Genomic DNA, 25,535 nt, shown 5'->3' on the forward strand with positions numbered 1-25,535 from the left:
AGCGAGTGCGCCGAATCTGCGAAGATAGAAGGAGCATGGCGCACCTGCAGGATCAGCTCGACCTCATTACCGAAAACACCCGTAACCTGGTGCAGCCGGAGCGGCTCGCCATCAGCGACCGCGCGGTCGAGGAGCTGTTCACGACCGGCATTGAGCAGCACATTTTGCCTGTGGGTGCGAAGGCCCCGGAGTTTGAGTTGCCGGATGCGACCGGGCGCACCGTTCGCTCACAGGACTTGCTGGCGCTCGGGCCGCTGGTGATCAACTTCTTTCGCGGGCGCTGGTGCCCCTACTGCGTGACAGAGCTGGAGGCATGGCGTGACCTGTATCCGGTAGTGCGCGAGCAGGGTGGGCTGGTGGTGGCTATTTCGCCGCAGACGCAGCGCCAGAGCGACTTCACGGCGGGGCACCACAAGCTGCCGTTTCCGCTGCTGACCGATTTTGAGTGTCAGTTGGCCAGCCAGTTCGGCCTGATGTACTCCGTGCCCGATTATCAGCGGAATTACTACCGCAGCATTCTGGTCAACATTCCTTTTGTGAATGGGGAAGAGAGCTGGCGGCTGCCGCTGCCGGCCACCTACGTGGTGGGGCAGGATGGCACGGTGGTGTTTGCCGAGGCGTATGCCGATTTTCGCGTGCGGCCCGAGCCGGAAGAGGTGCTGGCACCGTTGCTGGCCCGGCAACGATAGTCCCGGCAACGATAGTCTTCGAGCTCCCGGCCAGTCTTTGCATCCTCGGCGGGCGGGAAGCATCTATTGGGTATATGAGACAGGCGGCCGGACGTTGCCCGGGCGGATTTGTCTCGTTCCAGAACGATAATTACTATTAAACAAGAGAAGATGTTGATGCATGCCGCGGAGCAATTTCGGGCAATTTGTGAAGAAGCCGGCCTGGCGGTGACCCACCAGCGGCTGGTGATCTGGGAGAAGCTGGCCACGATGCCTGGCCATCCCAGCCCGGAAGAGGTGTATGCGCAGGTGAAGGAGGAGATTCCCTCCATTTCGCTGGCGACGGTCTACAAGACGATTCATCTGTTTGTGGATACGGGCATCTTTCGCGAAGCGAGCCCGCACCATGGCTCCATGCGGGTGGAAACCAACCACGAGCCGCATCATCATCTGGTTTGCCGCGTCTGCAAATCAATTACCGACATTCCCTCGGAGCAACTCGGGTTTGGCGGACCGCTGGGGGATGTGCCCGGCGGATTTCTGGTGGAGAGGTACGCCGTCGATGTCCTGGGGATATGCGCCGGGTGCCGAAAACCAGCCTGATACGCAAGTTTTCTCTGTAGTCTTCAAGATCAAAATTTAACCAACCCCAACTCTTCAGGAGAGCACTACCCATGCTTACCGTAGGCGAAAAGTTTCCTTCATTCAGCGTGACGGCGACCGTCAGCACCGACAAGAACAAGGCGTTTGAGACCATCACGGATGAGTCGTATGCCGGCAAGTGGAAGATCTACTTCTTCTGGCCGAAGGACTTCACCTTTGTGTGCCCGACCGAGATTGCCGCGTTCGGCAAGCTGAACGGCGAGTTCCAGGACCGCGACGCGCAGGTGCTGGGCGGCAGCATCGACTCAGAGTTTGTTCACCTGGCGTGGCGCAACAACCACGAAGACCTGAAGGACCTGCCTTTCCCGATGCTGGCCGACGTGAAGCGCGACCTGTGCGGGCAGCTCGGCATTCTGGACGTGAATGCCGGTGTGGCGCAGCGGGCAACCTTCATCGTCGATCCGGAGAACATCATTCGCTTTGTGTACGTGACCGATCTGTCAGTGGGCCGCAATCCGCAGGAAGTGCTGCGCGTGCTGGACGCCCTGCAGACCGACGAGCTTTGCCCCTGCAACTGGCAGAAGGGCGAAGAGACGCTCACCGTCTAAGCCAAAGCAAGCCAACCGCGCGCGGCGTCTGGAGCAGCTCCGGCGCCGCGTGCCTGTCTCACAGAACAGAAGGGATCAGGAAATGCCGATCGATACCGTGATGGAAACACTGCCGGGCTATGCAAAGGACATCAAGCTGAACTACTCCACGCTGGTGCGGCAGAACACTGAACTGACTCCGCAGCAGTTGTGGGGCACGGTGGTGGCGAGCGCGATTGCCACCCGCAATGACACGCTGACAGCGGCGGCGCTGGAAGATGGTGCGCAGCACCTCTCAGAGCAGGCGCTCGAAGCGGCGCGTATTGCGGCGGCGCTGATGAGCATGAACAACATCTTTTACCGATTCCAGCACCTGAGCAGCAATGAGAAGTACGCGACCATGCCGGCGCGGCTGCGCATGAACGGCATGCGGACGCATGGCGTGGAGCCTGTGGACTTTGAGCTGTGGTCGCTGGCCGTTTCGGCCATCAACGGCTGCGGCAAGTGCGTGGACAGCCACGAGAAGGTGCTGCGCGAAAAGGGCGCAGGCGAGGATCTGGTGCTGGCGGCCGTGCGGGTGGCCTCGGTGATTCATGCCATTGGCGCGGTGCTCGATGCCGAGAAGGTACACCAGCCGGAAGCGGCGATGGCGTAAGAGCCGACCCCGAGGGACGGAAGCCTTGTCTGAGGGGAGCCGGATGACCAAAGTACCGGAGGAATGCCGGGAGGCGCGGAGGAATCCGCGCCTTTTGCTTTTGGCGCGCAAAAGAGGGTAAATGTGAATGCGGAATCACATTTCAGCGCGTTTTGGGGTGCAATTGTGGAATGAAGTTGTTGAAAATAAGCTATTTACGGGTAAATGTGAATGCGGATTCACGTTTTTAGCGAATTTTACGGACTTTGGCCGTCTAACTCTTTTGGATTGAGATGCTTGCGTGAATGTGAATGGAGATTCACATTGCGCAGTATTTTTTTTTGCCGGCTTTGCAGGGGCGGCGAGCCGATGGGGAAAACCGGGCGCGACCTAGGGATTCCCCTATCTCCAGCTTACCGGAAAGAGGAGGAATCTCCGGCAGGGCAATTTAGCGTGTGCATGGACGGGACGGCGGTGGCGCGAGCCAGAAGGCCGCTTAAAAGGCGCGAAAATCCCCTCGAACTTGTCGTCTGTAATGCTGCGATGGCCGAGGCTTAATGATGTTTCGCCGGCTTGTGAGGATGCCGGAAAAACGTCTGCCGGAAGCGTTCGCGAAAATCCGCGAAGTGGACCGGCATGCCCAGACCCATCCAGAAAATCACCAAAATCAGGCCGATGACATTGCCTGCAATGATGAGTGCGCCAATGACCTGGAGCGTCATGACACTGCTTGGACGGAGCGGTCGCGTGCCGGGTTGCCTTCGCGCTACGAATCTCCGTGTGGAGGGGAGGCGTGGCCTTGCTCTGGCTGTGAGAGGCAACCCCCGAGGTTGCAGAGGGCTTAACGCAGCGAGTGGGTGGAGCGGGCGCGGGCCGGGAACAGCGCGGCGCGGAAGCGCTGGCGGAAGAGAGTGAGGGTCTTCGGCTTGTTGAGTCCGAACCAGAGGACGATGAGGCCGACCGTCAGCACATGGCTGGTGGCGAGAATGACACCGATGATTTCAATGGCAGTCATAACTCATAGTAGATCGGTTGGCGGGATGAAAAGATGCAGAAAAAATGCGGGCCGGAAAGTCTGGAGAAGAATGACACGTGGAGGGTGACAGGGCGGCTTTTGCCTCCCACGGCTCTGATCGAGACGTGGGAGACTCTGGAGGCTGGAGTTAGAACTCCCAGCGGAGGAGGGCTGCGCCTACGGTGAAGCCGGCGCCGACGCTGGCGATGAGGATCAGATCGTTCTTTTTGAGGCGCCCTTCTTCAAGGGCCGTGCCCATGGCCAGCGGAATGGTGGCGGCGGTGGTGTTGCCGTAGCGGTCGATGTTGATGACGACCTTTTCCGCGGGCAGGCCGAGGCGTTCGGCGCTGGCGTCGATGATGCGGCGGTTGGCCTGGTGGGGGATGAAGCAGCCGAGGTCCGCGCCGGTGATGCCGTTGCGCTCAAGCACGCGGGTGGTGGCCTCGGTCATCTTGCGCACGGCGAACTTGTAGACGGCCTGGCCGTCCTGATGGACGTAGTGCATGCGCTTGTCGATGGTTTCATGGGTGGGCGGGTTGAGGCTGCCGCCGGCCGGCATGTAGAGGGAGCATCCGCCGGAGCCGTCAATTTCATGCACGAAGTCGATCATGCCGGTCTCGCCCTCTTCGGCGGGTTCGATGAGGACCGCGCCGGCTCCGTCACCGAAGAGCACGCAGGTGGTGCGGTCGGTGTAGTCGAGGATGGAAGACATGGTGTCAGCGCCGATGACGAGCACGCGGGAGTGTGCGCCGGACTCGACCAGCTTGCAGCCCATTTGCAGGGCATAGACGAAGCCGGAGCAGGCGGCCGAGAGGTCAAAGCCCCAGGCGCCTTTGGCACCGAGCTTGTCTTGCACGAGGCAGGCCGTGGCGGGGAAGAGCATGTCTGGCGTGACGGTGGCGACGATGATGACTTCCACATCGGTAGCGGCGAGGCCGCGCTTTTCGAGGCAGATGCGGGCGGCCTCGACGGCCATGTCACTGGTGCCCTTGCCTTTTTCGAGAATGTGGCGCTCGCGGATGCCAACGCGGGTGGTGATCCATTCGTCGGTGGTGTCGACCATCTTTTCCAGATCGGCATTGGTCAGCACGCGGGGCGGGACGTAGGTTCCGAGCGAGCTGATTTTGGCGCGGCGCGAGGCAGATGGGCGAACTTGCAGACTCAAGGGCACTTCTCCGATCAAAAACGGGAGTTACAGTCCAAAACTGTATTTTCGCTGACGGGGGAGACGGTGTACAGCCGTGTGCATCCGCTGGAGCACTGGCGGGGTTCTGTGGATGGAATCACAACCCGAATGTAACCAACATCCGTTTGGTGTGTCAGATGAGTAGACTCAATTGGGGAGGATTTGCCATGCCTTCAAAGAAGTATGAATTGCCGGAATCGGAGATTACGCCGAAGTCCGTTTTTCTGAACCGCCGCAAGTTCATGATGGGCGCAGCCGTTGCGGGCGTGGGTCTGGCCGCCGCAGCCGGAGTGGATCGCCTGGTGAGCCCCGGGACCAGGGTGCTGGCGGGGACGAAGCTGCCGGCGACGCCGAACCCGAATTATGGCAAGGGGCTGAAGCCGACCTCATACCAGGACGTGACGCACTACAACAACTTCTATGAGTTTGGGACGAGCAAGAGCGACCCCTCAGAGAACGCGTGGCGGCTCAAGACCGAGCCGTGGACGGTTGAGGTGGAAGGGCTGGTTCATAAGAAGAAGACCTTTGACATTGACCAGTTGATGAAGCTGCGTCCGCTGGAGGACCGGGTGTACCGCTTCCGGTGCGTGGAGGCGTGGAGCATGGTGATTCCGTGGGTGGGGTATTCGCTCTCGGAGCTGATCAAGGCGTGCGACCCGCTCTCGACGGCGAGGTATGTGCAGTTCATCTCAGTGGACCGGCCGAACCAGGAGCCGGGGATTATGAGCGTAAATATTCCGTGGCCTTATTCGGAGGGGCTGCGGATGGATGAGGCGATGCATCCGCTGACGCTGCTGACGCTGGGGCTGTATGGCGAGGCGCTGCCGAATCAGAGCGGCGCGCCGGTGCGCGTGATTGTGCCGTGGAAGTATGGCTTCAAGTCGGCGAAGTCGATTGTGAAGATTCGCTTTGTGAAGAACCAGCCGCCGACGACCTGGAACCTGATCGCTCCGAACGAGTATGGGTTTTACTCGAATGTGAATCCGAACGTGGACCACACGCCGTGGAGCCAGGCGCGGGAGCGGGTGATTGGCGCGCCGATCTGGAAGCAACTGCAGCCGACGCAGATGTTCAACGGCTATGCCGATGAGGTGGCGGGGCTGTATAAAGGCATGAATCTGAACACCTACTACTGAGAAAACAGACGGATTGATGCCGAAGAAGCTGATTATTTTTTTGAAGGTGCTGGTCCACCTGGCGTGCCTGCTGCCCATTGCATGGCTGGTGTATGCGGGCTTTGAGAACAACCTGGGCCCCGACCCGACGCACACAGTGACATTCTTTACCGGGCGCAGCACGCTGCGGCTGCTGGCGATTACCCTAGCGATTTCTCCGGTGCGGAAGCTGATTCCGAAGCTGGGCTGGCTGATCCGCTTCCGGCGGCTGGTGGGGCTGTATGCGTTCTTTTACGCATGCCTGCACCTGCTGACGTATGTGTGGCTGTATGCGGGCTTTAGCCTGGCGGCGATGGAGCAGGACATCAGCCAGCGGCGATTCATTGTGGCCGGGCTGGCGGCGTGGCTGCTGATGGTTCCGTTGGCGCTGACGTCGACGAACTGGTCGATTCGCAAGCTGGGCGGCAAGAACTGGAACCGCCTGCACAAGCTGACGTATGCGGCGGCGATTGCCGGGCTGGTGCATTACTGGTGGGGCGTGAAGCCTGGCGTGACGACGCCGATGTTTTTGACGCTGCTGATTGGCGGGCTGCTGCTGGCGCGTCCGGTGGTGAAGGCGATTCGGGAGGGGAAAAACGGGGATCGCAAGCCGCCGGTGGCGGTGGGCGCGGAGAAGATGTAGCGGGGATGGCTGCGTGGCCCCTTCAGGGGCTGCGAAAAAAAACACACACATTAATGTCCCAGAAGTTGTTGATTCTACGTGGCTTGCCGGACATTAGGCTGGTAAGTGCTTTAGAATCAACGCGAATTAACCCCCCGCGGACTGCTTAAAAAGAGAAAAAAGCTCAGAAGAAGGCCGGGCGTGGCGGTCTTTTTCTGAGCTTCTATTTTTATGTTAGCGGAATGAGGGGGAATTCCCGGCGCGGGTGTGGGGTACTTTGGGGATGGGTGAGTGAGTTGCTAATAATGCGCTGATTGAGCTCGGGAGAGTCAGTGGTCAGAGATGGCGACGATACGGCAGGGTGGATTGCGGGAGCATTCCCCGTTTGGTGGTATCTATGCGTGGTTTGGGCGCACAAGCCGAGCTGGATGAGTGATTTCGCGTTTTCGCTGGATGAGCCTTCTGTTCGCTCGTCGCAGGCCGACTGTAACGATCCCACTACGAGGACGGTCGCCCAGCGCGGTCGGCAGGGTTATTCCAGGGACGATCCCGCCGCCCGGGGATTCTTGTACCCCACACAAGCCAAAAGAAGGCTTGTATGGGCCACCCGCCTGCTAACCTGACATGCGCCGATGGTCGTCCGTTGTCGCGAGCAGTCCCATGCACTTATCCAAATAGATTCACGAGTTGCAGAGTGTTGCATCGGTTCTGCTGGGATGGGGTCTATGACTCTGCTCAAGCTAACTGCAGGCTTGCATGGGCACCTGTCTTTCGAGGGGATACTGGCTTCACTCATCTCTTGGGTCGGAAGGTTTGTCTCAGAGGCTAAAGCCCTCTTCTTTTTGTGGGCGGTGCGGCATGGCTGAAGCCATGCCCTGATACGTGGGTACGCCTGGGTGGGCGGAGTTCGGGATGGGAATGCAGGTCCCTCCGCTCACTTCGTTTGGCCGGGATGACAAAGGCGTGAGCTACCGCGAGACGCCAAGAACGCGAAGAAGGGCCGCGAGGGTTTGGCGGGAGAAACTTCGGGCGGCGCTTTGGGACCGCAGCATCGCCGGGATTCTTCGCTTCAGCACCCCAGCGCGCTGCGCACGCCGGGGACCCCGGTTCGCTCAGAATGACGCCTTCTCCATCGTGTGCTTTCCCTCATAGGCTGAAGCCCTCTTCTTTTTATGGATGGTGCGGCATGGCTGAAGCCATGCCCTGATACGGGGATGGTTGGTGGCGGTTTTGCTTGCTGCCTGCGCCTTATTTTGGCCTCCTTAACCCACATCTCTTTGAGATGTGGGGCACCCGGCTTGAATGGGGCACCAAAGATGGTGGGAGAAACCGGGGGCGGTGTTTGGAGGCTGAGGCATCGCCGGGATTCTTCGCTTCCCCACCCCAGCGCGCTGCGCACGCCGGGGACCCCGGTTCGCTCAGAATGACGCCTGCTCCATCGTGTGCTTTCCCTCAGGGGCTGAAGCCTTCTTCTTTTTTGCGGGCGGTGAGTGGCATGGCTGAAGCCATGCCCTGATACGGGGGTTGGGTGGCGGATTTGCTTGCTGCCTGCGCCTTATTTTGGCCTCCTTAACCCACATCTCTTTGAGATGTGGGGCACCCGGCTTGAATGGGGCACCAAAGATGGTGGGAGAAACCGGGGGCGGCGTTGGCTGCTGAGGCATCGCCGGGATTCTTCACTTCAGCACCCCAGCGTGCGGCGCACGCCGGGACCCCGGTTCGCTCAGAATGACGCCTTCTCCATCGTGTGCTTTCCCTCAGGGGCTCAAGCCTTCTTCTTTTTTGCGGGCGGTGAGTGGCATGGCTGAAGCCATGCCTTGATACGGGGATGGTTGGTGGCGGATTTGCTTGCTGCCCGCGTTTTGTTTTGGCCTGCTTAACCCACATCTTCGCCCAAAGGAAGCTCCGGAACGGCGGTGGGCAGCTATTCCGTCACCGTGACGGCGAGCGACGGGTCTGCCACGAACACCCTGACGATTCCGCTCACCGTGCAATGAAACATGAGGCAGAGATTTGCCAGCGGAGGCGATGTGCGCGGCAAGAACCGAAGTGAATGTGGAGGTTAAGGGCAGGAGTAAGAGAAAAGGGTGATGCTCGTCACATCTGCTCGATTCTTCGACTTACTATCCTTTGCACGATCTTGCGGTTCTCAAGGAGATCGGTCATGGACCTGCCCGTTCACAGCGCAGACCAGGGTTCGGTATATGAAGCCTGCCAGCGGCGCGGTATCTCGCGCAGACGCTTTCTGCAGTTCTGCTCAGCAATTACAGCAACCCTGGCACTGCCATCTGGCTACGCCAAGGTGGTTGCAGCCGCTCTTACGGAAAAGCGCAAGCCAACGGTTGTATGGCTTGAATATCAGGATTGCGCGGGCTGTACGGAGTCCATGCTGCGGTCGGCCCATCCGACGATTGAGGACATCGTTCTGGAAGCGATCAACCTGGAGTACCACGAGACGATCATGGCCGGCGCCGGAGCGGCGGCGGAGTCGGTGCTGCAGAAGGTCGTCAAGAATGAAAAAGGCAAGTACCTGGTGATTGTGGAGGGTGCGATTCCGACGGCGGATGGCGGCGTGTACTGCACGATTGGCGGGCGGACGGCGCTGGATCTGGCGCGCGAGGTATGCGGGAACGCGGCCGGCGTGATTGCAGTGGGCGCATGTGCGTGGGACGGCGGGCTGGTGCGTTCGCATCCGGACCCGACGGGTGCGCTGGGCGTGCAGGAGGCGCTGCCGGAGCTGAACGTAATCAACCTGGCAGGCTGCCCGCACAACGTAGCGAACACGACGGCCGTGCTGGTGCATTACCTGACGTTTGGGGAGATGCCGGCGCTGGATCAATACAACCGGCCACTGTTTGCCTATGGACAGATAGTGCATGACCAATGCCAGCGGCGTGCGCATTACGACGCGGGCCGGTTTGTAGAGGCGTGGGGCGATGAAGGGCATCGGCAGGGTTGGTGCCTGTACAAGATGGGCTGCAAGGGGCCGGAGGCGACATTCAACTGCCCGGTGGTGCAGTGGAACAGCGGAACGAGCTGGCCGGTGCGGGCCGGGCATGGGTGCATTGCGTGCGCTTCGCCGCGGTTCTGGGATACCGCATCGCCGTTCTATGAGCGGCTGCCGCATCCGCCAGGATTTGGCGTGGATGTGACAGCGGGCGACATTGGCTGGTCGATTGTGGGCGGGGTGGCAGCGCTGAGCGCCGCGCACGGAGTTGGCCGCGTGGTGCGCGATCATCTGCATCCGCACAAGGAAGAAACTCCGCCGTATGAGGTGAGGGGCTGCCAAGAGGAGGACAAGCAGTAATGGCACGCATTGTGGTGGATCCGGTTACGCGCATTGAAGGGCACCTGCGCATTGAGGCAGAGATGAAGGGCAACGCGGTGGGCGACGCGTGGAGCTCGGGCACGATGTTTCGCGGCATTGAGCTGATTCTTCGGGGGCGCGATCCGCGCGAGGCGTGGATATGGGCGCAGAGAATTTGCGGCGTGTGCACGACGGTCCATGCGCTGGCCTCGGTTCGCGCCGTGGAGGATGCACTGGGAGTAGAGATTCCAGATAATGCGAGGTTGGTGCGCAACATTATTGCCGGCGCGCAGAATGTGCAGGATCACATCATCCACTTCTATCACCTGCATGCTCTGGATTGGGTGGATGTAACGCTGGCGCTGAAGGCCGATCCAGCGAAGACCTCGCAGATTGCGCAGTCGATCTCAGAGTGGCCAAAGTCGAGCACCACCTATTTCAAAGCGGTGCAGGACCGCGTGAAGACGCTGGTAGGCAGCGGGCAACTGAGCCTGTTTGCGAGCGGGTACTGGGGGCATCCGGCGTACCGGCTGCCACCGGAGGTGAATCTGCTGGCGGTGGCGCATTACATTGAGGCGCTGGACTTGCAGCGGGAGTTCATTCGGATTCATGCGGTGCTGGGCGGGAAGAATCCGCACCCGCAGACCTTCCTGGTGGGCGGGATGGCGACGGCTATGGATGGGAACGAGCCGGATGCGGTGATCAATCCGGAGCGGATTACGCTGCTGAATCAATTGGTGGCGCAGGGCAAGACGTTTGTGGATCAGGTATATCTGCCGGACGTGATGGCGATTGCCGGGTACTACAAGGACTGGTTCGGGTATGGCGAAGGGCTGGGGAATTTTATGTCGTACGGCGACTTTACTTCGCGATACCAGAATGATCCGGCGCAGTTCCTGGTGCCGCGGGGGATTGTGCTGGGCCGGGATTTGAGCACGGTGCACAAGGTAGAGCCGGAGAAGATTACAGAGTCTGTGGCGCATTCGTGGTACCACTACAGCGGCGGCGACGAGACGGTGCGGAATCCGTACGAGGGCGAGACGAATCCGGCTTATACGGGACCGAAGCCTCCGTATGAGTATTTGAATGTGGACGAGAAGTACTCGTGGCTGAAGGCACCGCGGTACGACGGCAAAGCGGTGGAGGTTGGTCCGCTGGCGCGGGTGCTGGTGGCATATGCGGCAGGCCACCAGGGAACGCGGAAGGTGGTGGACGCGACGCTGCAGCACTTCAATGCTCCGCCTGCAGTGCTTTTCTCAACGCTGGGGCGGATTGCGGCGCGGGCGCTGGAGGCGCAGCTGCTGGTGAATCAATTGCCAGGATGGGTTGCGCAACTGGATGACAACATGGCGCACGGCAATGTGGCGATTCACAACGGGGAGAAATGGGATCCGGATTCGTGGCCGAAATCATGCCGGGGATTTGGTTTTCATGAGGCTCCGCGCGGGTCTCTTGGGCATTGGATCGAGATCGAAAACAAGCAGATTGTGAATTATCAGGCTGTTGTGCCATCCACATGGAATGCCGGTCCACGAGACGCCAGTGGGCAGCGAGGTGCATATGAAGCTGCTCTGGCGGGGACACCGATCGCGGATCCGGAGCGGCCGCTGGAGATTTTGCGGACGGTGCACTCGTTCGATCCGTGCCTGGCATGCGCGGTACACGTGGTGGGCGCGCAAGGACGCGCGACAACGTCGCCGCTTGGATGCGCGATTCCAGCACTGCAGGAGGTGTGAGCCATGGCGACGCGTGTGGATGCTGTGCCGGTCGAGACGCCGAAGCCGCCCGTGGATGATTTAGTGCGGGTGTATGTGTGGCAGTGGCCGGTGCGCATTGTGCATTGGACGATCTTCTTCTGCATTACCGCGCTGAGCATCACGGGGATGTACATGCACTTTCCGTACCTGGAGGCGCACAGCCCAAATGCGTGGACGATGGGCACGATGCGTTTTATTCACGAGGTGTTCGGATTTGTACTGCTGGCGGCGCTGATCCTGCGGATTTACTGGTTCTTTGCGGGGAACCGGTATTCGCGATGGTTGTCGTATCTTCCTCTGACGAAGCAGCAACATAAGAGGCTGGAGAGCACGATCAGCTACTACGGACTTATTAGAAGGATGCCGATGCCGGAGGTGGGCCACAATCCGCTGGCGGCGGTGTTTTACCTCGGGGTGTATTTTGCGATTGCAGTGGAGTGCGTGACGGGGCTGACGCTGTACGCCACGGTATCGCATGACCACTTTGCGAGCTTCCTGACGGGATGGTTGTCGCACAGCGTGAGTATCCAGTATGTGCGGTTTACGCACTACTTCATCATGTTTCTTCTGATCGGGTTCTTTGTGCACCACCTGTACAGCGCGCTGATCAACGCTTTTGACCTGAAGAATGGAATCATGGGAAGCATCTTCAGCGGATGGAAGTTTATGCAGCGGAGCGTGGTGGAAGAAGAAATGTGCGCAGAACGGGAAGCGCGTAAAGCCAAGCGCGAACGGCGCGAGCAGCGGAGGGCGCGAAGGACGAATGGAAGCGCGTAAACGGATTTGCGTTCTGGGGCTGGGGAACCTGATGCGCACGGACGATGCGGTGGGCATGATGGCTGTGAGTGCGCTGGCGGAAGATCCTGGATCGATGGATGAAGTTTTCTGCGTTGAGGGAAGCACTCTGGGGCTTGATCTCATGCATGCCCTGCATGGGGTTACTCACCTGCTGGCACTGGATGCCGTGGATGTGGGAACAGCGCCGGGAGAGATGGTTCGATTCGAGAAAGATGAGCTGGGAGATATTCCGTCTGGTAAGAGCGTGCATCTGCTCGGATTCGCGGATTTGATTGGGGTGCTCAGACTGATGGGAGATGAGCCCGAAGAGATTGTGCTTTTGGGGATACAGCCTAAGTTGATCGGGTGGGGTACAGAGTTGACGGATGAAGTTCATAAGACTCTGCCCGTGCTCATAGAGGAATCTAGAAAACAGGTCGAAAACTGGCTGGCTGTGAAACAAGTGCCTGCGGACGAGCGCGCGGATGTGATGGTTTGAGCTCATGCATGAAGTGGGAATTGCCAATGCAATACTTGAAGCCGCACAAACCGAGGTCGCCCGTCTTGCAGGGACACGATTGACTCGAGTTGGAGTGAGGATCGGCGTACTTTCAGGCGTGGATATTGATGCTTTGGAATTTGCCCTGGCAGCGTTGCGCAAGGGTACCGAGCTGGAAAAAATTGATGTCGAGCTGCAGAAGTGTCCTCGGCGGAATCGCTGTGCCAAGTGTGGTTGCGAATTTGAAACAGATTTATACAGTGAGCCTTGTCCCAGTTGTGCCAATGAGCAGGTGCAGTTGATTGGCGGAGAAGAATTGGAGCTTGCTTTTGTAGAGGTGGATGAAGCATGAATGTAGTGCCGCAGCAGAAGCTTGTGCTTAGTGAGAACCAGAGGATCGCTAATGAACTTCGTAGCCGGTTTGAGGCGCAGAGGACTTATTGCCTGAACATTGTGAGTTCGCCTGGGTCTGGTAAGACAACTTTGCTGGAGAAGACTCTGGAGCGATTTGACCGGGATGCCCGGATAGCTGTGCTTACCGGAGATCTGCAAACTGAAAACGATGCGAAGCGGCTGGCGCGTTATGGGTTCCCGGTGCAACAGATCACGACTGGAGGCGTATGCCATCTTGATGCGGGAATGATTCTCCGGGCGCTCGATGCCTGGCAGCATGATGAATTAGATCTGCTGCTGATTGAAAACGTGGGCAATCTGGTTTGTCCTGCAAGCTATGATCTGGGTGAAGACGCTCGCATCGTCCTGCTGAGCGTAACCGAGGGAGAGGATAAGCCATTGAAGTATCCCTCGATTTTTGCCAAATCGCATTTGATGATTCTTACTAAGTCTGACCTGCTGCCGTACGTCTCCTTTGATGTTGAGTCCGCGCAACGCAATGCAAAGATCGTTCACCCTGATATTGAAATGCTGACGGTTTCAAGTACTACAGCAGATGGGCTCGATGGATGGATTGGTTGGCTGGCGACTCGGCGCGAAGAATTTCGCCGCCGGCAAATACCGGCAGAGGCGTAACGTCAAAGAACGGTTTGCGGCTTGCGGCATTTAATTTGTTAGATCAGTGTTTCTAGCAAATGCGCGGCATCTGTTCGCCGAAGAGCACATCCACTACGCGCGTTCCACCAATGGATGTCTTCATGAGCACCATATCCCTGGGCTGCCCGGTAATTTCACCGATGATCTGACTTTCTGTTCCGAGTGGATGCTTGCGCATGCGCACTATAAGCTGGTCCGCTATTTGCGGTGCAACGACTGCGAGCAGCTTGCCTTCATTGGCTACATAAAGTGGGTCCAGACCTAGAACTTCACAGGCTCCTCGAACGGATTCGCGGACAGGGATAGAGGACTCATGGAGCCGCATGCCGACGTGTGATTTTCTGGCAATTTCGTTCAGAACGGTTGCGACACCTCCGCGAGTCGGGTCACGCATGCAGCGAATGCCTTTGATGTTGCCGTTCGCCTCAGCTTCATTCAGCATTGCTTCGACGAGGGAATGAAGCGGGGCGCAGTCGCTCTTGAGATCGCTTTCGAATTCAAGATGTTCGCGCTGGGAGAGTATGGTGATGCCGTGGTCGCCGATGAAACCGCTGAGGATGACTTTGTCGCCGGGCTGGGCGCGGTCGGCGGACATTTCTGTGGGGCGGTCGACGATTCCGATGCCTGTGGTGGTGATGAAAACCTTGTCTCCCTTGCCGCGATTCACAACTTTGGTGTCGCCGGTGACAAGTTGGATGTTTGCCGCATTAGCAGCGTCGCGCATGGATTCTACGACTCTGGCGAGGTCTTGAGTTGGGAGACCTTCTTCGAGGATGAACGCCGCGGAGAGATAGAGCGGCCGGGCGCCGCACATGGCGAGGTCATTTACAGTGCCGTTGACGGCGAGATGGCCAATGTCTCCACCTGGGAAGAAGAGCGGAGTGACGACGAAAGAATCGGTTGTGAAAGCGAGGCGCATCCCACCGATTTCAAGAACAGCTTGATCGTCCATACGGTCGAGAATGGGATTACGGAAGCGTTGAACGAAAATTTTGTCAATCAGTTCAGCAGAGAGCTTACCGCCGCTGCCGTGGCCCATGACGATATTCGGATGATCGAATATGGGCAGCGGGCACGAGCCGAAGGCTCCGGTAACGGAGGGGTTTTCATCGGAGGCTGTGGCGGTTGTAGATTGACTGGCTTTGGTGGTGCTCATCGCGATGTTTCTCCGATTGTGACGATGTCTGTGTCTTTCAGGTGGCGGCCGTATGCATAGTAGGCGGCACACGCGCCTTCAGCGGAAACCATGGTTGCGCCGAGCGGATGCTGCGGTGTGCAGGTAGTGCCGAACGCCGGGCAATCGTGGGGTCTCTTGATTCCCTGAAGAATCTGACCGGCGATGCATTGCTCTGGCTCCATTGTCGAGATATCGCTGACCTGGAAGCGGAGTTCGGCGTCGAGGTCGCGGAATTCATCGCGAAGGCGAAGGCCGCTTTGCGGAATGTTGCCGACACCGCGCCACTTGCGGTCACTGACTTCGAAAATCTTTGCGATCAAGGCCTGAGCAGGACGGTTACCGGTACGGTCGAGAACGCGTGAATATTGATTTTCGACGGCATAACGGCCGGTTTCAAGTTGCTCGACGGCCATGAGGACGCCTTCAAGGATGTCCAGCGGTTCAAAGCCGGTCACCACTATGGGCACACGGAAGTGCGCGCTGAGCGGCTCATATTCGGCATAGCCGACGACGGTGCAGACGTGACCCGGACCAAGAAAAGCCTGCACTCGATTCTGCGGCGAGCCAAGGATGGACTCAATGGCGGGAGGGACCAGAACCTGCGATATGAGCAGCGAGATGTTGTCCAGGCCTTGCTGCTTTGCACGCCAGGCGAGCATGGCATTTGCGGGAGCGGTGGTTTCAAAGCCGATGGCGAAGAAAACGACTTGCTTGTCTGGGTTTGCCTGCGCAATTTTGAGGCAATCGAGCGGAGAGTATACGACGCGGACATCCCCGCCCTGCGACTTGATGCTGAAAAGGTCGCCATGTGTTCCTGGGACGCGAAGCATGTCTCCAAAAGAGCAAAAGATAGTGTCTGGACGGCGGGCTATGGCGTGGGCCCGGTCGATCATTTCCAGCGGGGTAACACAGACGGGACAGCCGGGACCGTGAACGAGTTCGATGCCTGCCGGCAGAAGGTGGTCAATGCCATTCTTGACGATGGAGTGGGTTTGCCCTCCGCAGACTTCCATGATGACCCACGGCTTCGTTTGTACACTGCGAATTTTCTGGACAAGCTTTGCAGCAATATCTCCGTTGCGATATTCATCGACGAACTTCATTGTCCATCCTCACGGAGTTCGGGAATGTCGAGTTCGTCGAGTTGACCAAGTTCAGCGAGTGCCTCATAGGTTCGACGGGCTTCGTCCTCATCCACACGGCTAATGGCAAACCCGACGTGCACCAGTACATAGTCGCCGATGCGTGTTTCGGGAACGTATTCAAGGCAGGCATCGCGGGTTACCCCGCCAAAGGCGACACGCGCCATCCGCATGCCGCTCTGGCTGCGGATCTCAATAACTTTTCCTGGGATAGCAAGACACATAGTATTCAGGCTCCACTTATTGTTTGCGTGCGCAGAGTTTCGCAGGCAATCGCGGCTTGCCCGAGCGAGATGCCGCCGTCATTCGCCGGTACGGCACGCGGGAAATAAACTTCAAATCCAGAGGCGCGCAGCGTATTGCGGGATCCTCGGAGGAGCAGTTGGTTCTGGAAGCACCCGCCGCTGAGGCAGACCTGGTTGATGTGGGTCGTTTCGCGAATTTTCCGGCAGACGCGCACGATTGCACAAACAAGGGTGGCGTGAAAACGAGCGGCCATCAGTTGCTTTGGCTCGTTGCTCAATACTTCTTCTATCAGTGCGGCAATCATTGGACGGAAGTCGAGTTGCATAGAAGCATCGTCGATCAGGTTGAAGGGATAAGGCTCGGGCTCCGTAAGATTGGCATCTGCCGCGATGGCTTCGAGTGCAACTGCGGCCTGACCTTCATAGGAGACGGTGGCGTGAATGCCAATGAGCGCAGCGACTGCGTCGAAGAGACGTCCAGCAGAGGAGGTGGGAACGGTATGCAGATGCTGACGCAGCATTGTGTCTACGACGCGGGTTCGCTCCTGAGGAAGCTGGGCAAAGGAGGGAGGCGCAGGCGGCTGGTCGATGAAGGTATCAAGAAGGTAGCTGTATGCGACACGCCATGGTTCGCGCACTGCTGTGTCGCCGCCTGCAAGGTGTACGGTGCGTAGATGTGCTGCGCGTTGGAAGCTGCGGAGGTCTGCAATGAGAAATTCGCCGCCCCATATTGTGTTGTCCGTTCCCAGGCCAGTGCCGTCCCAAGCGACGCCGATGACAGGATTGCGGAGTTGGTGCTCGGCCATGCAGGCCGCGATATGTGCATGGTGATGCTGGACTGGAATATGGCGGATTCCGCTCTGACGCAATGCCCATTGCGTGCTGAGGTAGCCGGGGTGGAGGTCGTGCGCGATGACTTCCGGTTCGATGTGGAAGAGGCGGCACATGCGTTTGCGGGTTTGCTCAAAGAACTCCAACGTCTCGTAGTTTTCAAGATCGCCCATATGCTGGCTGGGGAACGCAAAGCCGGATTTGGTGAGGCAGAGCGTGTTCTTCTGTTGCGCACCGCAGGCGAGTACCTGAACTTCGCCCATGCCGAGCCATACAGGCTGTGGAGCAAACCCGCGTGCTCGCCTGATCGGGAGCACCTCGTCATCGATCACTCGAACGACCGAGTCGTCGACACGCGTGTGAATGCGGCGGTTGTGATGCACGAAGAGATCGGCAACATCTGCGAGTTTGGCTTCAGCCTCGTCGTTGTCGACGGCGATGGGCTCTTCGCTGAGGTTGCCGCTGGTCATGACGAGTGGAATGCTGGCGCCGGCCAGTTCGCGGAGTGCAAGAAAAAGCAGGTCATGCATAGGCGTTGACGGGAGCATGACACCTGTCGTGGGATTGCCCGGCGATACGCTGGCGGCGAGGTTTGCTGCAGTCTTTCGCCGCAGCAGAACAATGGGGCGCTGTGAACTGAGAAGCGCTGTGCGTTCGAGGGGAGAGACGACGCAGAGTTGCTCGGCGGCTGTAATGCCGGCAACCATGATGGCGAATGGCTTCTCGCTGCGGTGTTTGCGACGGCGAAGAGTGGAGACGGCATCTTCACGAGTTGCATCGCATGCGAGCTGATATCCGCCCAGACCTTTCCATGCAATGATTCGACCCGAGATGAGCTGACGAGCAATGTAAGTGAGGATAGCCCGTGAGTCACCGTCCGGGATTTCGGCAGTGGCCGGTGAGAGGCTTAGTTTAGGCCCGCAGACGGGGCAGGCATTGGGCTCCGCATGGAAGCGGCGGTTTGTTGGATCGTTGTATTCGCGGCGGCAGTCGGGACACATGGAGAACTCGGCCATGGTAGTAAACGGACGGTCGTAGGGAAGGTCAATCACGATGCTGTAGCGTGGGCCGCAGTTTGTGCAGTTGGTGAATGGATACCAATTCCGGCGATTGGTTGAATCGCGAGTATCGGCGAGGCAGGCATCGCATAAGCAGATGTCGGACGGAACCAGCGCGAAAGAGGATTGAGAGCGGTCACTTTCACGAATCACGAAATTGCGTTCGCCGATGACCTCGATGATGGCGAGTTGGAGATCGTCAATTCTGGCAAGAGGCGGAATCTGCGCAGGCAGGGTGTGAATGAAGGAGTGGAGAGAAGCCGCTGCTCCTTCGACTTCAATCGTGACTCCAGCGCCCGTGTTGAGAACGTATCCAGAGAGTTGATGCCGCTGTGCGAGGTTATAGATATAAGGGCGGAATCCCACGCCCTGCACGATACCCCGTAGGGTGAGACTGATGCGTGCAGGTTGTCGCGAATCGAGTGCGTGGAATAGATTCATCGCACATCGAGGCTCTTCCGCTGTGTATAGAAATGGCAGTGACGAGCATCACACAGCGTGTCTGATGGAGTCATTGAGGAATCTTCAAACAAAAAAGTAAGCGGCGAGCACAAAGGGCTGCGCAGTGGAAAATATCTTCTTTGTCTCTACTTTTAACCAGCGAGGTACAGCATCACACTCGCTTGTTCGGGATGGATGACACGGTGGATGGTTGGGCTTATTCGCGGTTGGGCGCGGCGGGGTCGGGTTTGGGTTGGCCGCTCAGGTTTATGCGGAAGCCAGCGGGCTGGTAGCCCTGGGGCAGGTAGTCGTCGGGGATGGCGATGCGGTTGCCGTCCCGGATGGTGGAGTAGTGCGGGGACATGATTTCGACGCCGGCCTGGTAGAACTTGTCCTGAATGTTCTGGTGGAGTTCAGAGTAGGTTTGCTGCATGCGGCTGGGCTGGCTGGTGTAGGCGTTGATCTGGTAATGGACGTAGAAGTCGTCGAGCGCGGTCTGGAGCACAAAGGGCACGGGCTGGGGCATGATGCCCGGAGTGGCGAGCGCGGCCTCGGTGAGCAACTGGTGAATCTGACGCCAGGGTGCGTCGTAGCCGATGGTGACGCTGGTGTGCAGGATGAGTCCGTCGCCGCCCTCTTGCACGGAGCCGCTGAAGTTGATGATGTGGCTGTTGAGGACCATGGAGTTGGCGATGGTGATCTCAACATTTTTGATGGTGCGGATGCGGGTGACGAGCAGGGAGGTCTCAATGACGTCGCCGACGGTGTCGGCAATCTGCACGCGGTCGCCGAGGCGGAAGGCGCGCATGTAGGTCAGGATGACTCCGGCAACGATGTTGGCCACGGCTGAGGTGGAGCCGAGGGAGAAGAGCACGCCGAGGAAGATGGAGATGCCGCGGAAGGCGGGCGACTTTGATCCGGGCAGATAGGGAAAGACGACAATGGCGGCTCCGATAAGGAGCAGGAAGCGGGCGATTTTGTAGGTCGGCTCGGCCCATTCGGGGTGAAAGCCGGAGAAGGTGATGTTGCCCTTGCCTATTTCAGTGAAGATGACGCGGGTGAAGCGAATGAGATAAAACGCCGCGACGAGGATGATGAGAATGACAAAGAGGTTGGGCAGGTAGCTGGCGATGGTGCTGAGGACGAGTCCGAGCGCGGAGAGGACGTAGCCGAGCAGGGCCTGGGCGTAGCCGCGCGTCCAGGGGAAGAAGCCGAGGACGAGCGAGGCATAGAAGTAGAGAATGACGAGGACCAGCGCGGTGGTGAAGACTTTGCCGGCCAGAATGATGAGGTTGGCGATGCGGGCGGCGGAGAGCAGCTCATACTGCTGGATGCGCAGTGAGGGCATGCTCTCGCGCCAGCCGTGAATCGTGGCGCGGAAGCGGCGAAAGAGAAAGCGGATGGCGCGCAGGACCAGCACCAGCACGGCGGTGGCCAGCAGCGAATAGAGAATGCCGAGCAATACGGTGCGGGGCAGATGACTCTGCTGCAGCTTGATCCACTCGGAGTGAAAGTCTTTCATTCCAAAGCCTCGTATCGATCGTAGAGAAAGAAAATCGTAACAGACAAGCGTTCGATGGGGCGGCGGGCCGGGTTTGCCGGTCAGGTTTGCGGGCTGGATTATGGGATGGCTTTGGTGGAGGTGCCGGGGGCGCGGAAGCCGGCCCATCCGATGCCGACGATGAGCAGCAGGACGGTGGAGGTGAGCGCGACGCAGGCCGGCCACTGGCCGAGGTTCCATGCGGCGCTGGGGAGGACGCCGCCGGCGGTTCCGCCGAGGTAGTAGCAGGAGAGATAGAGACCGGCGGCGGAGACGCGGGTGCCGTCAGGCGCGGCGAGCCGGACGAAGCTGGCGGCGGTGGATTGGGCCATGAAGACGCCGGTGCAGACCAGGCCGAGGCCGCCGAAGACGACGATCCAGAGATGGTGGCTGAGGGTGAGTCCCTCGCCGAGCAGGCATAGCAGGATGGCGAAGACGATGCCGCGCCGCATGCCGATGCGGGTGATGAGGTATCCCCCAGCAGGGGTGACCAGCAGGCCGATGAGGTAGATGGCGAAGAGATAGCTGAGCGCGGCGGTGGAGAGGGAAAAGGGCGGAGCCGCGAGATAAAAGGTGACGTAGGTGAAGGTGGAGACGAGGGCGAAGAGCATGCCGAAGCCGACGGTGTAGGTGGCGAGCAGGCGCGGGTTGGCGAAGTGGGCGAGGGTTCCGCGGATTTGTGCGGCGAAGCCGGGGTGGGGATGCTGCGGGAGCGGGCGCTTTTCGCGCGGGAGAATGAGGGCGATGAGTGCCGCGCCAGCCGCGGTGGCGAGGCCGAGGAGCAGGAAAGAGGCGCGCCAGTTGAGGTATTCGGCAGTGAGACCGGCGATGAGGCGGCCGAGGAAGCCGCCCATGGCGGTTCCGCTGACGTAGATGCTCATGACGAGGGCGATGGAGAGCGGCGACCACTCCTCACCGATGTAGGTGATGACGCTGGCGAAGATGGCGGGCATGACGAGGCCCTGCAGAAAGCGCCAGAGGATGAGCAGAGGGAGTCCGGGAGCGGTGGCGGCGAGCAGAGTGGGAATGGCGAGCAGGAGCAGGCCGAGGACGATGACGCGCTTGCGGCTCATGCGCTCGGCGATGGCACCCAGAAATGGCGCGGAAATGGCGACGCCCAGCGTGGAAGCGCTGACGGTGAGGCTGACCAGCGATTTTGATGCGTGGAAGACGTGCTCAAACATGGGCAGCATGGGCTGCGTAACGTAGAGATTGAGAAAGGCGAAGATGCCGCAGAGGCAGACGGCGGCGAGCGTCCAGGGGGAGCCGAGGCCCGGACGGGGCGGGGCCGGGGTGGTCTGGCGGGAATTTTTGCCCCTTGTGTGGTCTTGATGGCGGAGGGAGACGTCCACCTCTTAAGAGTACCGGAGCGGTGGAATGTTACCGGAAGGTGTTGAAATGGAAGTGATTCGGGGCTGACGGCTGGCAAAACAGCCGGGGACGATATAAACCTAAGGAGCGTATGCGAGGAGATCGGTCAGGCGGCACCAACGCGGGGAGTGGAGCGGGAGCCGCATTTTTGTCGCGCGACTTTCGGCGCTACCAGATGGCGCGAGTGTTTGTCATCATGGGCGCCGAGGCGCAGGCGCTGGCGGTGGCGTGGCAGATCTATGAGATCACGCACAAGGCGCTTTACCTCGGATACACGGGGCTGGCACTGTTTTTGCCGGGGCTGATTTTCATGCTGCCCGCCGGGCATGCCGCAGACCGCTTTGACCGTAGAAGAGTGATTCTGGTCTGTTACTCGCTACAGGTGCTATGCACGCTGGGGCTGTTTTCGTTTGCGTGGTTTGGGCTGCGCAACATTGCGCTGATCTACCTGGTGCTGTTTCTGGTTGGGACAGGACGGGCGTTCAGCGGGCCCGCGGCTTCGGCGCTGATTCCTCACCTGGTGCCGAAGGAAGTGTTTGTGAACGCGGTGACGTGGGGCGCGACGATTTTTCAGATTGCGAATATCGCGGGCCCGGCGCTGGGAGGTGTGCTCTACACGCTGCCGCTGCACACGCATCTGCACGGGTCGAGCCTGGTGTATTTGTGCACGCTGGCATCGCTGCTGTGGTTTCTGCTGCTGGTGAGCTCGCTGAGTGTGCGCCCGGGGCGCATGGAGCATCGCGCGGTCTCAAAGGATGTGCTGCTGGCCGGTTTTCGCTACGTGATGCAGAAGAAGATTCTGCTGGGATCGATTTCGCTCGATTTGTTTGCCGTGCTGCTGGGCGGCGCGGTGGCGCTGATGCCGATTTATGCGCAGGAGGTGCTGCATACGGGGGCGCGCGGGCTGGGCATGCTGCGGGCGGCTCCGGCATTGGGGGCGATGCTGATCTCGCTGACCTTGACGGTGCGGCCGATCCGGCGGCGCTCAGGCGTGCTGATGTTTGTGTGCGTGGCGATTTTTGGCGCGGCGACGATTGTGTTTGGGGTTTCGCACACGCTGGTGGTTTCGCTGATTGCACTGTTTTTTGTGGGCGCGTCGGACATGGTGAGCGTCGTGATTCGTTCAGCGATTTTGCAGTTGGCCACGCCGCAGGAGATGCGCGGGCGCGTGAGCGCGGTGAACTCGCTGTTTGTGGGCGCATCCAATGAACTCGGTGAATTTGAGAGCGGACTCACGGCTCACTGGTGGGGCGCGGTGCGCGCGGTGATTTATGGCGGCATCGGTTCGCTGATGGTGACCGGGATCTGGAGCGCGCTCTTTCCGAGCCTGCGCAAGGCCGATGAGCTGACGGCTGATGCGCTGCTACGAGTGGAGATGGAGCAGAGCGCGCAGGATGTGCGGCAGCTCTGAACGGCGTGGCGATTCGGTGCATCCAAAGAGGCAGCAAGGGAGAGACGCTGTGAAGACATGGCAGAAGCTGGGGCTGATGGTGGTTCCGGCGATTGTGATTGCGGCGATCGGGATATGGATGATTCACCGGCAGCGAAGCGCTCCCGCGCCGGCGCCGGCTCAGCCGCAGGAAGCGCCGATCTCGGCGGAAGAGGCGGTGTATCCGCGCAAGATGTACATCGACAGCGTGAAGGCGGCCAAGGCGCTCGATGGAAAAACGGTGTGGGTGCAGGCGGGATATGAGGTGAAGTACTTCCCCTATCGCAATCACCGCGTGGACTATGCGCACGCATTGGGCGTGCTGCCGAGCCTTCAAAAACTGCAGGTGCAGGATATTGTGACGGCGCGGCGTCCGGCGGATGTGGCGACGATGATTCCGGCGGGGAATCAACAGGTGCTGGCGGTGTTCACCATGCCGGGCAGCAGCCAGGGCGGCAGCTATGCGACGGCCATCGGGTACCTGAAAGGCCGCGATTCGCAGTTCTATTGCGACACGCTTTTTTACTACGACGACCCGCACCAGATGTATCACTTCTGGCCGGCGAAGGTGTGGAAGGCGATTGACGAGCATCGCGCCGAAGTGGGCATGGATGAGCTACAGACCGCGTTTGCGCTGGGCTTCATGCGGCAGACGAATTCGACAGACGAGGGCAATCGCATCGTGGATTACGACGTGGCCGGGAAGAAGTGGGTGGTGACGTTTGTGGACAACAAGGCGACAAGCGTCGAGGCGCCGAAGTAGCTTTTCAGTTGTCAGTTGCCAGTCCACAGTTTTCAGCGGGCAGTTTCGCGGGTGCCCGGTTTTGATGAGGTCGGAGAGGCTACCGGGTTCTCAGGAAGAGATCCTTTTCATTTTGTGGGAGTTCCTCAGGGGCTGAAGCTCCAAATCCACAAGGCTGGCTGGATGTACGGGCTGAAGCCCGTACCCTTCAACGAGGGTTAAGGCCCTGCCCTGATATAAGAGGCTTTGATTGATTGGGCTTTTCACCCACATCTCTTTGAGATGTGGGGCACCCGGTTCTCTTGGTTTGGCCGGGATGACAACGGGTGGGATGGTGGGTGAAACTTCGGGCAGCATTGGCGACCGAAAGATCCCCGGGATTCTTCGCTTCACCACCCCAGCGTGCTGCGCACGCCGGGACCCCGTTCGCTCAGAATGACGCATCGTTGGAGGGAAAAGATCAGGTCGCCCCGCGCGCGCCGGGAACGAAGGGCTGTTCCCGGGGGCCTGCGGAGCGCGATGCGGATGGCAGAGCGGGCGGGTGCGCCGTGCTATGCGTGGAAGATTTGCGTCTGGCAGTCGGTGCGTGATGGAAAGAAATATTGCTTGAGGCGGCCGAGCCAGTCGCGGCGTGGTTGCGCGGGCAACTGGCGGGCAGCCTGCATGCGCGTGACGAGCACTTCCTGCAGTTCATTGCGCAGCGATTCCACCTCAAGAGCGCACTGGCGCAGGTAGGCGTCAGCGGTGAGTCCGAGTTGCTGCGCGCGCGTGCGCAATGCGTTGCGTTCGGTGACGGAGAGATGCACGGTGACGGTGACGGCGGTGCCGGAGATCTCCTCGGCGTGCACGGTGGCGGGTTGAGCCACGACCTCGGTGACCGTGTCTGAAGTGGCGAGCGGGCCAGCCTTGATTTGCGCCGCGAGAATCTGCTGGAAGCTGGGCGAGGGCTGCAGGTCATACGCGGCCACCGGAGCGGCGACGCCCGGAGAGGCTGCGGAGCTTGCAGATGCTGCTGCTTGTGGCTTCTTTGCGGTTGAGCCGGTGGCCGGTGCTTTGGCTGCGGACTTTGTTTTTTTGCTGCTGCCTGGGGCCGTGGTCTTGCGATGTGTAGCGGCGGCGCTGGCTGCGTTTGGGTTGTTTTTGCGGGTCTGTTGCTGGCTGGGGTTTTGCGCGCGAGTGCGGGTGGCCGTGGATGCGGTGACGGTTTTCATGGTGGATTTCTCCGCAGCCGTTTTTGCGGGCTTTCGGGATTTGGACGAGGTGCTGGCTGCCGCCGCCTTTGCCTCGGGCTGCGCGGCTGGTGTTGGCGCGGCGTCGGGCTGGGGAGATGTGGCGGATGCCGTGGGTTCGGCGGCTTCGTCGTCTTCCCACGGGCGGCGTGTGCGGCTGCGCGCGCGCGACAGCGCTTCTTCATAGCTGAGCTCGCGCGCGATCTGGCGCGTGGAGGAGTAGGCCTGATGCGCGGAGCGTTGAAAGCCCGTAAAGGGCGCGTTGGGATCGTTGGCCGCCGCGGGGCGGCTCTGATCGCCCGTCCATTGCTGAAAGCGTTCCAGAATGGAGCCGATATCTTCCTGCGGAGTTGCCGAGTGTGTTGCCATGAGCGCAGCTTAGGCCAGTTTGGGGTGGAGTCTGAGAGTTTTCTGAGCAGGAAAAACGGCCATTCCCAGAGTGGAAATGGCCGTGTGGAGCTGAGTTCGGAA

24 protein-coding genes are annotated in these 25,535 nt (G+C 59.7%); 14 read left to right on the plus strand and 10 right to left on the minus strand.

The genetic code is table 11. From position 1 onward, the window contains the following. The first annotated feature begins 35 nt into the window (after positions 1 to 35). The 4 genes from ACP_RS14460 (at position 36) to ahpD (ending at position 2,513) form a co-directional block, all read left to right on the plus strand. A complete protein-coding gene (locus ACP_RS14460) occupies positions 36 to 689 on the plus strand; it encodes a peroxiredoxin-like family protein (RefSeq protein WP_015898089.1) in 654 nt (217 codons plus the stop codon). Positions 690 to 839: 150 nt separating this feature from the next. Beyond that, positions 840 to 1,271 carry a Fur family transcriptional regulator gene (locus ACP_RS14465; RefSeq protein ID WP_015898090.1) on the plus strand — a complete coding sequence of 144 codons (432 nt, stop codon included), beginning with the start codon at positions 840 to 842 and terminating at the stop codon, positions 1,269 to 1,271. A gap of 71 nt (positions 1,272 to 1,342) precedes the next feature. After that, entirely contained in the window at positions 1,343 to 1,879 is a 537-nt protein-coding gene (locus ACP_RS14470; RefSeq protein ID WP_015898091.1) for a peroxiredoxin, read from the plus strand. Between the two features lie 82 nt (positions 1,880 to 1,961). Then, positions 1,962 to 2,513, plus strand: a complete 552-nt coding sequence (gene ahpD, locus ACP_RS14475) for an alkylhydroperoxidase, AhpD family (RefSeq protein WP_015898092.1) — start codon at positions 1,962 to 1,964, stop codon at positions 2,511 to 2,513. 533 nt (positions 2,514 to 3,046) lie between these two features. Here the strand turns inward: ahpD and ACP_RS18380 are convergent. The 3 genes from ACP_RS18380 to ACP_RS14480 form a co-directional block, all read right to left on the minus strand. Continuing rightward, entirely contained in the window at positions 3,047 to 3,214 is a 168-nt protein-coding gene (locus tag ACP_RS18380) for a hypothetical protein (RefSeq protein ID WP_169305988.1), read from the minus strand. Positions 3,215 to 3,333: 119 nt separating this feature from the next. Then, positions 3,334 to 3,507 (minus strand): hypothetical protein, encoded by a 174-nt coding sequence (locus ACP_RS18385; RefSeq protein ID WP_015898095.1) that lies wholly within the window; start codon positions 3,505 to 3,507, stop codon positions 3,334 to 3,336. Between the two features lie 148 nt (positions 3,508 to 3,655). Beyond that, positions 3,656 to 4,678, minus strand: a complete 1,023-nt coding sequence (locus ACP_RS14480; protein ID WP_015898096.1) for a beta-ketoacyl-ACP synthase III — start codon at positions 4,676 to 4,678, stop codon at positions 3,656 to 3,658. Between the two features lie 182 nt (positions 4,679 to 4,860). On the opposite strand from ACP_RS14480, the gene msrP reads away from it, so the two are divergent. From msrP to hypB, 8 genes are all read left to right on the plus strand, one after another. Next, a complete protein-coding gene (gene msrP, locus ACP_RS14485; protein WP_015898097.1) occupies positions 4,861 to 5,829 on the plus strand; it encodes a protein-methionine-sulfoxide reductase catalytic subunit MsrP in 969 nt (322 codons plus the stop codon). Between the two features lie 16 nt (positions 5,830 to 5,845). Further along, positions 5,846 to 6,490 carry a protein-methionine-sulfoxide reductase heme-binding subunit MsrQ gene (locus ACP_RS14490; RefSeq protein ID WP_041839620.1) on the plus strand — a complete coding sequence of 215 codons (645 nt, stop codon included), beginning with the start codon at positions 5,846 to 5,848 and terminating at the stop codon, positions 6,488 to 6,490. A 2,143-nt stretch (positions 6,491 to 8,633) separates the two neighbouring features. Continuing rightward, positions 8,634 to 9,776 carry a hydrogenase small subunit gene (locus tag ACP_RS14495; RefSeq protein WP_015898100.1) on the plus strand — a complete coding sequence of 381 codons (1,143 nt, stop codon included), beginning with the start codon at positions 8,634 to 8,636 and terminating at the stop codon, positions 9,774 to 9,776. Continuing rightward, positions 9,776 to 11,512 carry a nickel-dependent hydrogenase large subunit gene (locus ACP_RS14500; protein WP_015898101.1) on the plus strand — a complete coding sequence of 579 codons (1,737 nt, stop codon included), beginning with the start codon at positions 9,776 to 9,778 and terminating at the stop codon, positions 11,510 to 11,512. The genes ACP_RS14495 and ACP_RS14500 overlap by 1 nt, the downstream gene beginning before the upstream one ends. Before the next feature lie 3 nt (positions 11,513 to 11,515). Beyond that, positions 11,516 to 12,310, plus strand: coding sequence for a Ni/Fe-hydrogenase, b-type cytochrome subunit (gene cybH, locus ACP_RS14505; protein ID WP_015898102.1), 795 nt, complete (start codon positions 11,516 to 11,518; stop codon positions 12,308 to 12,310). Continuing rightward, the gene (locus ACP_RS14510; protein ID WP_015898103.1) at positions 12,297 to 12,809 is read left to right on the plus strand and encodes a hydrogenase maturation protease; all 513 of its coding nucleotides are present in this window, start codon (positions 12,297 to 12,299) and stop codon (positions 12,807 to 12,809) included. The genes cybH and ACP_RS14510 overlap by 14 nt, the downstream gene beginning before the upstream one ends. A gap of 4 nt (positions 12,810 to 12,813) precedes the next feature. Continuing rightward, complete coding sequence (locus tag ACP_RS14515) at positions 12,814 to 13,161, plus strand: hydrogenase maturation nickel metallochaperone HypA/HybF (RefSeq protein WP_015898104.1); 348 nt, start codon at positions 12,814 to 12,816, stop codon at positions 13,159 to 13,161. Further along, complete coding sequence (gene hypB / locus ACP_RS14520) at positions 13,158 to 13,838, plus strand: hydrogenase nickel incorporation protein HypB (RefSeq protein ID WP_015898105.1); 681 nt, start codon at positions 13,158 to 13,160, stop codon at positions 13,836 to 13,838. The genes ACP_RS14515 and hypB overlap by 4 nt, the downstream gene beginning before the upstream one ends. A gap of 52 nt (positions 13,839 to 13,890) precedes the next feature. On the opposite strand, the gene hypE is transcribed toward hypB, so the two are convergent. The 6 genes from hypE to ACP_RS18490 all read right to left on the minus strand — a co-directional run bounded on the left by hypE (position 13,891) and on the right by ACP_RS18490 (position 21,645). Further along, complete coding sequence (gene hypE / locus ACP_RS14525) at positions 13,891 to 15,015, minus strand: hydrogenase expression/formation protein HypE (protein WP_015898106.1); 1,125 nt, start codon at positions 15,013 to 15,015, stop codon at positions 13,891 to 13,893. Next, complete coding sequence (gene hypD, locus ACP_RS14530; RefSeq protein WP_015898107.1) at positions 15,012 to 16,139, minus strand: hydrogenase formation protein HypD; 1,128 nt, start codon at positions 16,137 to 16,139, stop codon at positions 15,012 to 15,014. Before hypD ends, hypE begins: the two co-directional genes overlap by 4 nt. Continuing rightward, entirely contained in the window at positions 16,136 to 16,402 is a 267-nt protein-coding gene (locus ACP_RS14535) for a HypC/HybG/HupF family hydrogenase formation chaperone (protein WP_015898108.1), read from the minus strand. Before ACP_RS14535 ends, hypD begins: the two co-directional genes overlap by 4 nt. A gap of 5 nt (positions 16,403 to 16,407) precedes the next feature. Beyond that, positions 16,408 to 18,753 carry a carbamoyltransferase HypF gene (hypF, locus tag ACP_RS14540; RefSeq protein WP_015898109.1) on the minus strand — a complete coding sequence of 782 codons (2,346 nt, stop codon included), beginning with the start codon at positions 18,751 to 18,753 and terminating at the stop codon, positions 16,408 to 16,410. A 217-nt stretch (positions 18,754 to 18,970) separates the two neighbouring features. Further along, positions 18,971 to 20,275 carry a mechanosensitive ion channel family protein gene (locus tag ACP_RS14545; protein ID WP_015898111.1) on the minus strand — a complete coding sequence of 435 codons (1,305 nt, stop codon included), beginning with the start codon at positions 20,273 to 20,275 and terminating at the stop codon, positions 18,971 to 18,973. A gap of 98 nt (positions 20,276 to 20,373) precedes the next feature. Beyond that, positions 20,374 to 21,645, minus strand: coding sequence for an MFS transporter (locus tag ACP_RS18490; protein WP_015898112.1), 1,272 nt, complete (start codon positions 21,643 to 21,645; stop codon positions 20,374 to 20,376). Positions 21,646 to 21,755: 110 nt separating this feature from the next. Here ACP_RS18490 and ACP_RS14555 point away from each other — a divergent pair, with 110 nt between their 5' ends. Further along, positions 21,756 to 23,075, plus strand: coding sequence for an MFS transporter (locus ACP_RS14555; protein WP_015898113.1), 1,320 nt, complete (start codon positions 21,756 to 21,758; stop codon positions 23,073 to 23,075). Between the two features lie 49 nt (positions 23,076 to 23,124). Next, positions 23,125 to 23,856 (plus strand): hypothetical protein, encoded by a 732-nt coding sequence (locus ACP_RS14560; protein WP_052294835.1) that lies wholly within the window; start codon positions 23,125 to 23,127, stop codon positions 23,854 to 23,856. Between the two features lie 530 nt (positions 23,857 to 24,386). Here the strand turns inward: ACP_RS14560 and ACP_RS14565 are convergent. Further along, positions 24,387 to 25,433, minus strand: coding sequence for a plasmid mobilization protein (locus ACP_RS14565; protein WP_015898115.1), 1,047 nt, complete (start codon positions 25,431 to 25,433; stop codon positions 24,387 to 24,389). Positions 25,434 to 25,535: the final 102 nt, after the last annotated feature.

The organism is Acidobacterium capsulatum ATCC 51196 (assembly GCF_000022565.1).
In the GTDB taxonomy this organism is placed as follows: Bacteria; Acidobacteriota; Terriglobia; order Terriglobales; family Acidobacteriaceae; genus Acidobacterium; species Acidobacterium capsulatum.

Bases quoted from the DNA above. Each gene is read 5' to 3' on its own strand.
- ACP_RS14460 (WP_015898089.1), top strand. From the start codon at position 36: ATGGCGCACCTGCAGGATCAGCTCGACCTCATTACCGAAAACACCCGT.
- ACP_RS14465 (WP_015898090.1), top strand. From the start codon at position 840: ATGTTGATGCATGCCGCGGAGCAATTTCGGGCAATTTGTGAAGAAGCC.
- ACP_RS14470 (WP_015898091.1), top strand. From the start codon at position 1,343: ATGCTTACCGTAGGCGAAAAGTTTCCTTCATTCAGCGTGACGGCGACC.
- ahpD (WP_015898092.1), top strand. From the start codon at position 1,962: ATGCCGATCGATACCGTGATGGAAACACTGCCGGGCTATGCAAAGGAC.
- ACP_RS18380 (WP_169305988.1), bottom strand. From the start codon at position 3,214: ATGACGCTCCAGGTCATTGGCGCACTCATCATTGCAGGCAATGTCATC.
- ACP_RS18385 (WP_015898095.1), bottom strand. From the start codon at position 3,507: ATGACTGCCATTGAAATCATCGGTGTCATTCTCGCCACCAGCCATGTG.
- msrP (WP_015898097.1), top strand. From the start codon at position 4,861: ATGCCTTCAAAGAAGTATGAATTGCCGGAATCGGAGATTACGCCGAAG.
- ACP_RS14490 (WP_041839620.1), top strand. From the start codon at position 5,846: ATGCCGAAGAAGCTGATTATTTTTTTGAAGGTGCTGGTCCACCTGGCG.
- ACP_RS14495 (WP_015898100.1), top strand. From the start codon at position 8,634: ATGGACCTGCCCGTTCACAGCGCAGACCAGGGTTCGGTATATGAAGCC.
- ACP_RS14500 (WP_015898101.1), top strand. From the start codon at position 9,776: ATGGCACGCATTGTGGTGGATCCGGTTACGCGCATTGAAGGGCACCTG.
- cybH (WP_015898102.1), top strand. From the start codon at position 11,516: ATGGCGACGCGTGTGGATGCTGTGCCGGTCGAGACGCCGAAGCCGCCC.
- ACP_RS14510 (WP_015898103.1), top strand. From the start codon at position 12,297: ATGGAAGCGCGTAAACGGATTTGCGTTCTGGGGCTGGGGAACCTGATG.
- ACP_RS14515 (WP_015898104.1), top strand. From the start codon at position 12,814: ATGCATGAAGTGGGAATTGCCAATGCAATACTTGAAGCCGCACAAACC.
- hypB (WP_015898105.1), top strand. From the start codon at position 13,158: ATGAATGTAGTGCCGCAGCAGAAGCTTGTGCTTAGTGAGAACCAGAGG.
- hypE (WP_015898106.1), bottom strand. From the start codon at position 15,015: ATGAGCACCACCAAAGCCAGTCAATCTACAACCGCCACAGCCTCCGAT.
- hypD (WP_015898107.1), bottom strand. From the start codon at position 16,139: ATGAAGTTCGTCGATGAATATCGCAACGGAGATATTGCTGCAAAGCTT.
- ACP_RS14535 (WP_015898108.1), bottom strand. From the start codon at position 16,402: ATGTGTCTTGCTATCCCAGGAAAAGTTATTGAGATCCGCAGCCAGAGC.
- hypF (WP_015898109.1), bottom strand. From the start codon at position 18,753: ATGAATCTATTCCACGCACTCGATTCGCGACAACCTGCACGCATCAGT.
- ACP_RS14545 (WP_015898111.1), bottom strand. From the start codon at position 20,275: ATGAAAGACTTTCACTCCGAGTGGATCAAGCTGCAGCAGAGTCATCTG.
- ACP_RS14555 (WP_015898113.1), top strand. From the start codon at position 21,756: ATGCGAGGAGATCGGTCAGGCGGCACCAACGCGGGGAGTGGAGCGGGA.
- ACP_RS14565 (WP_015898115.1), bottom strand. From the start codon at position 25,433: ATGGCAACACACTCGGCAACTCCGCAGGAAGATATCGGCTCCATTCTG.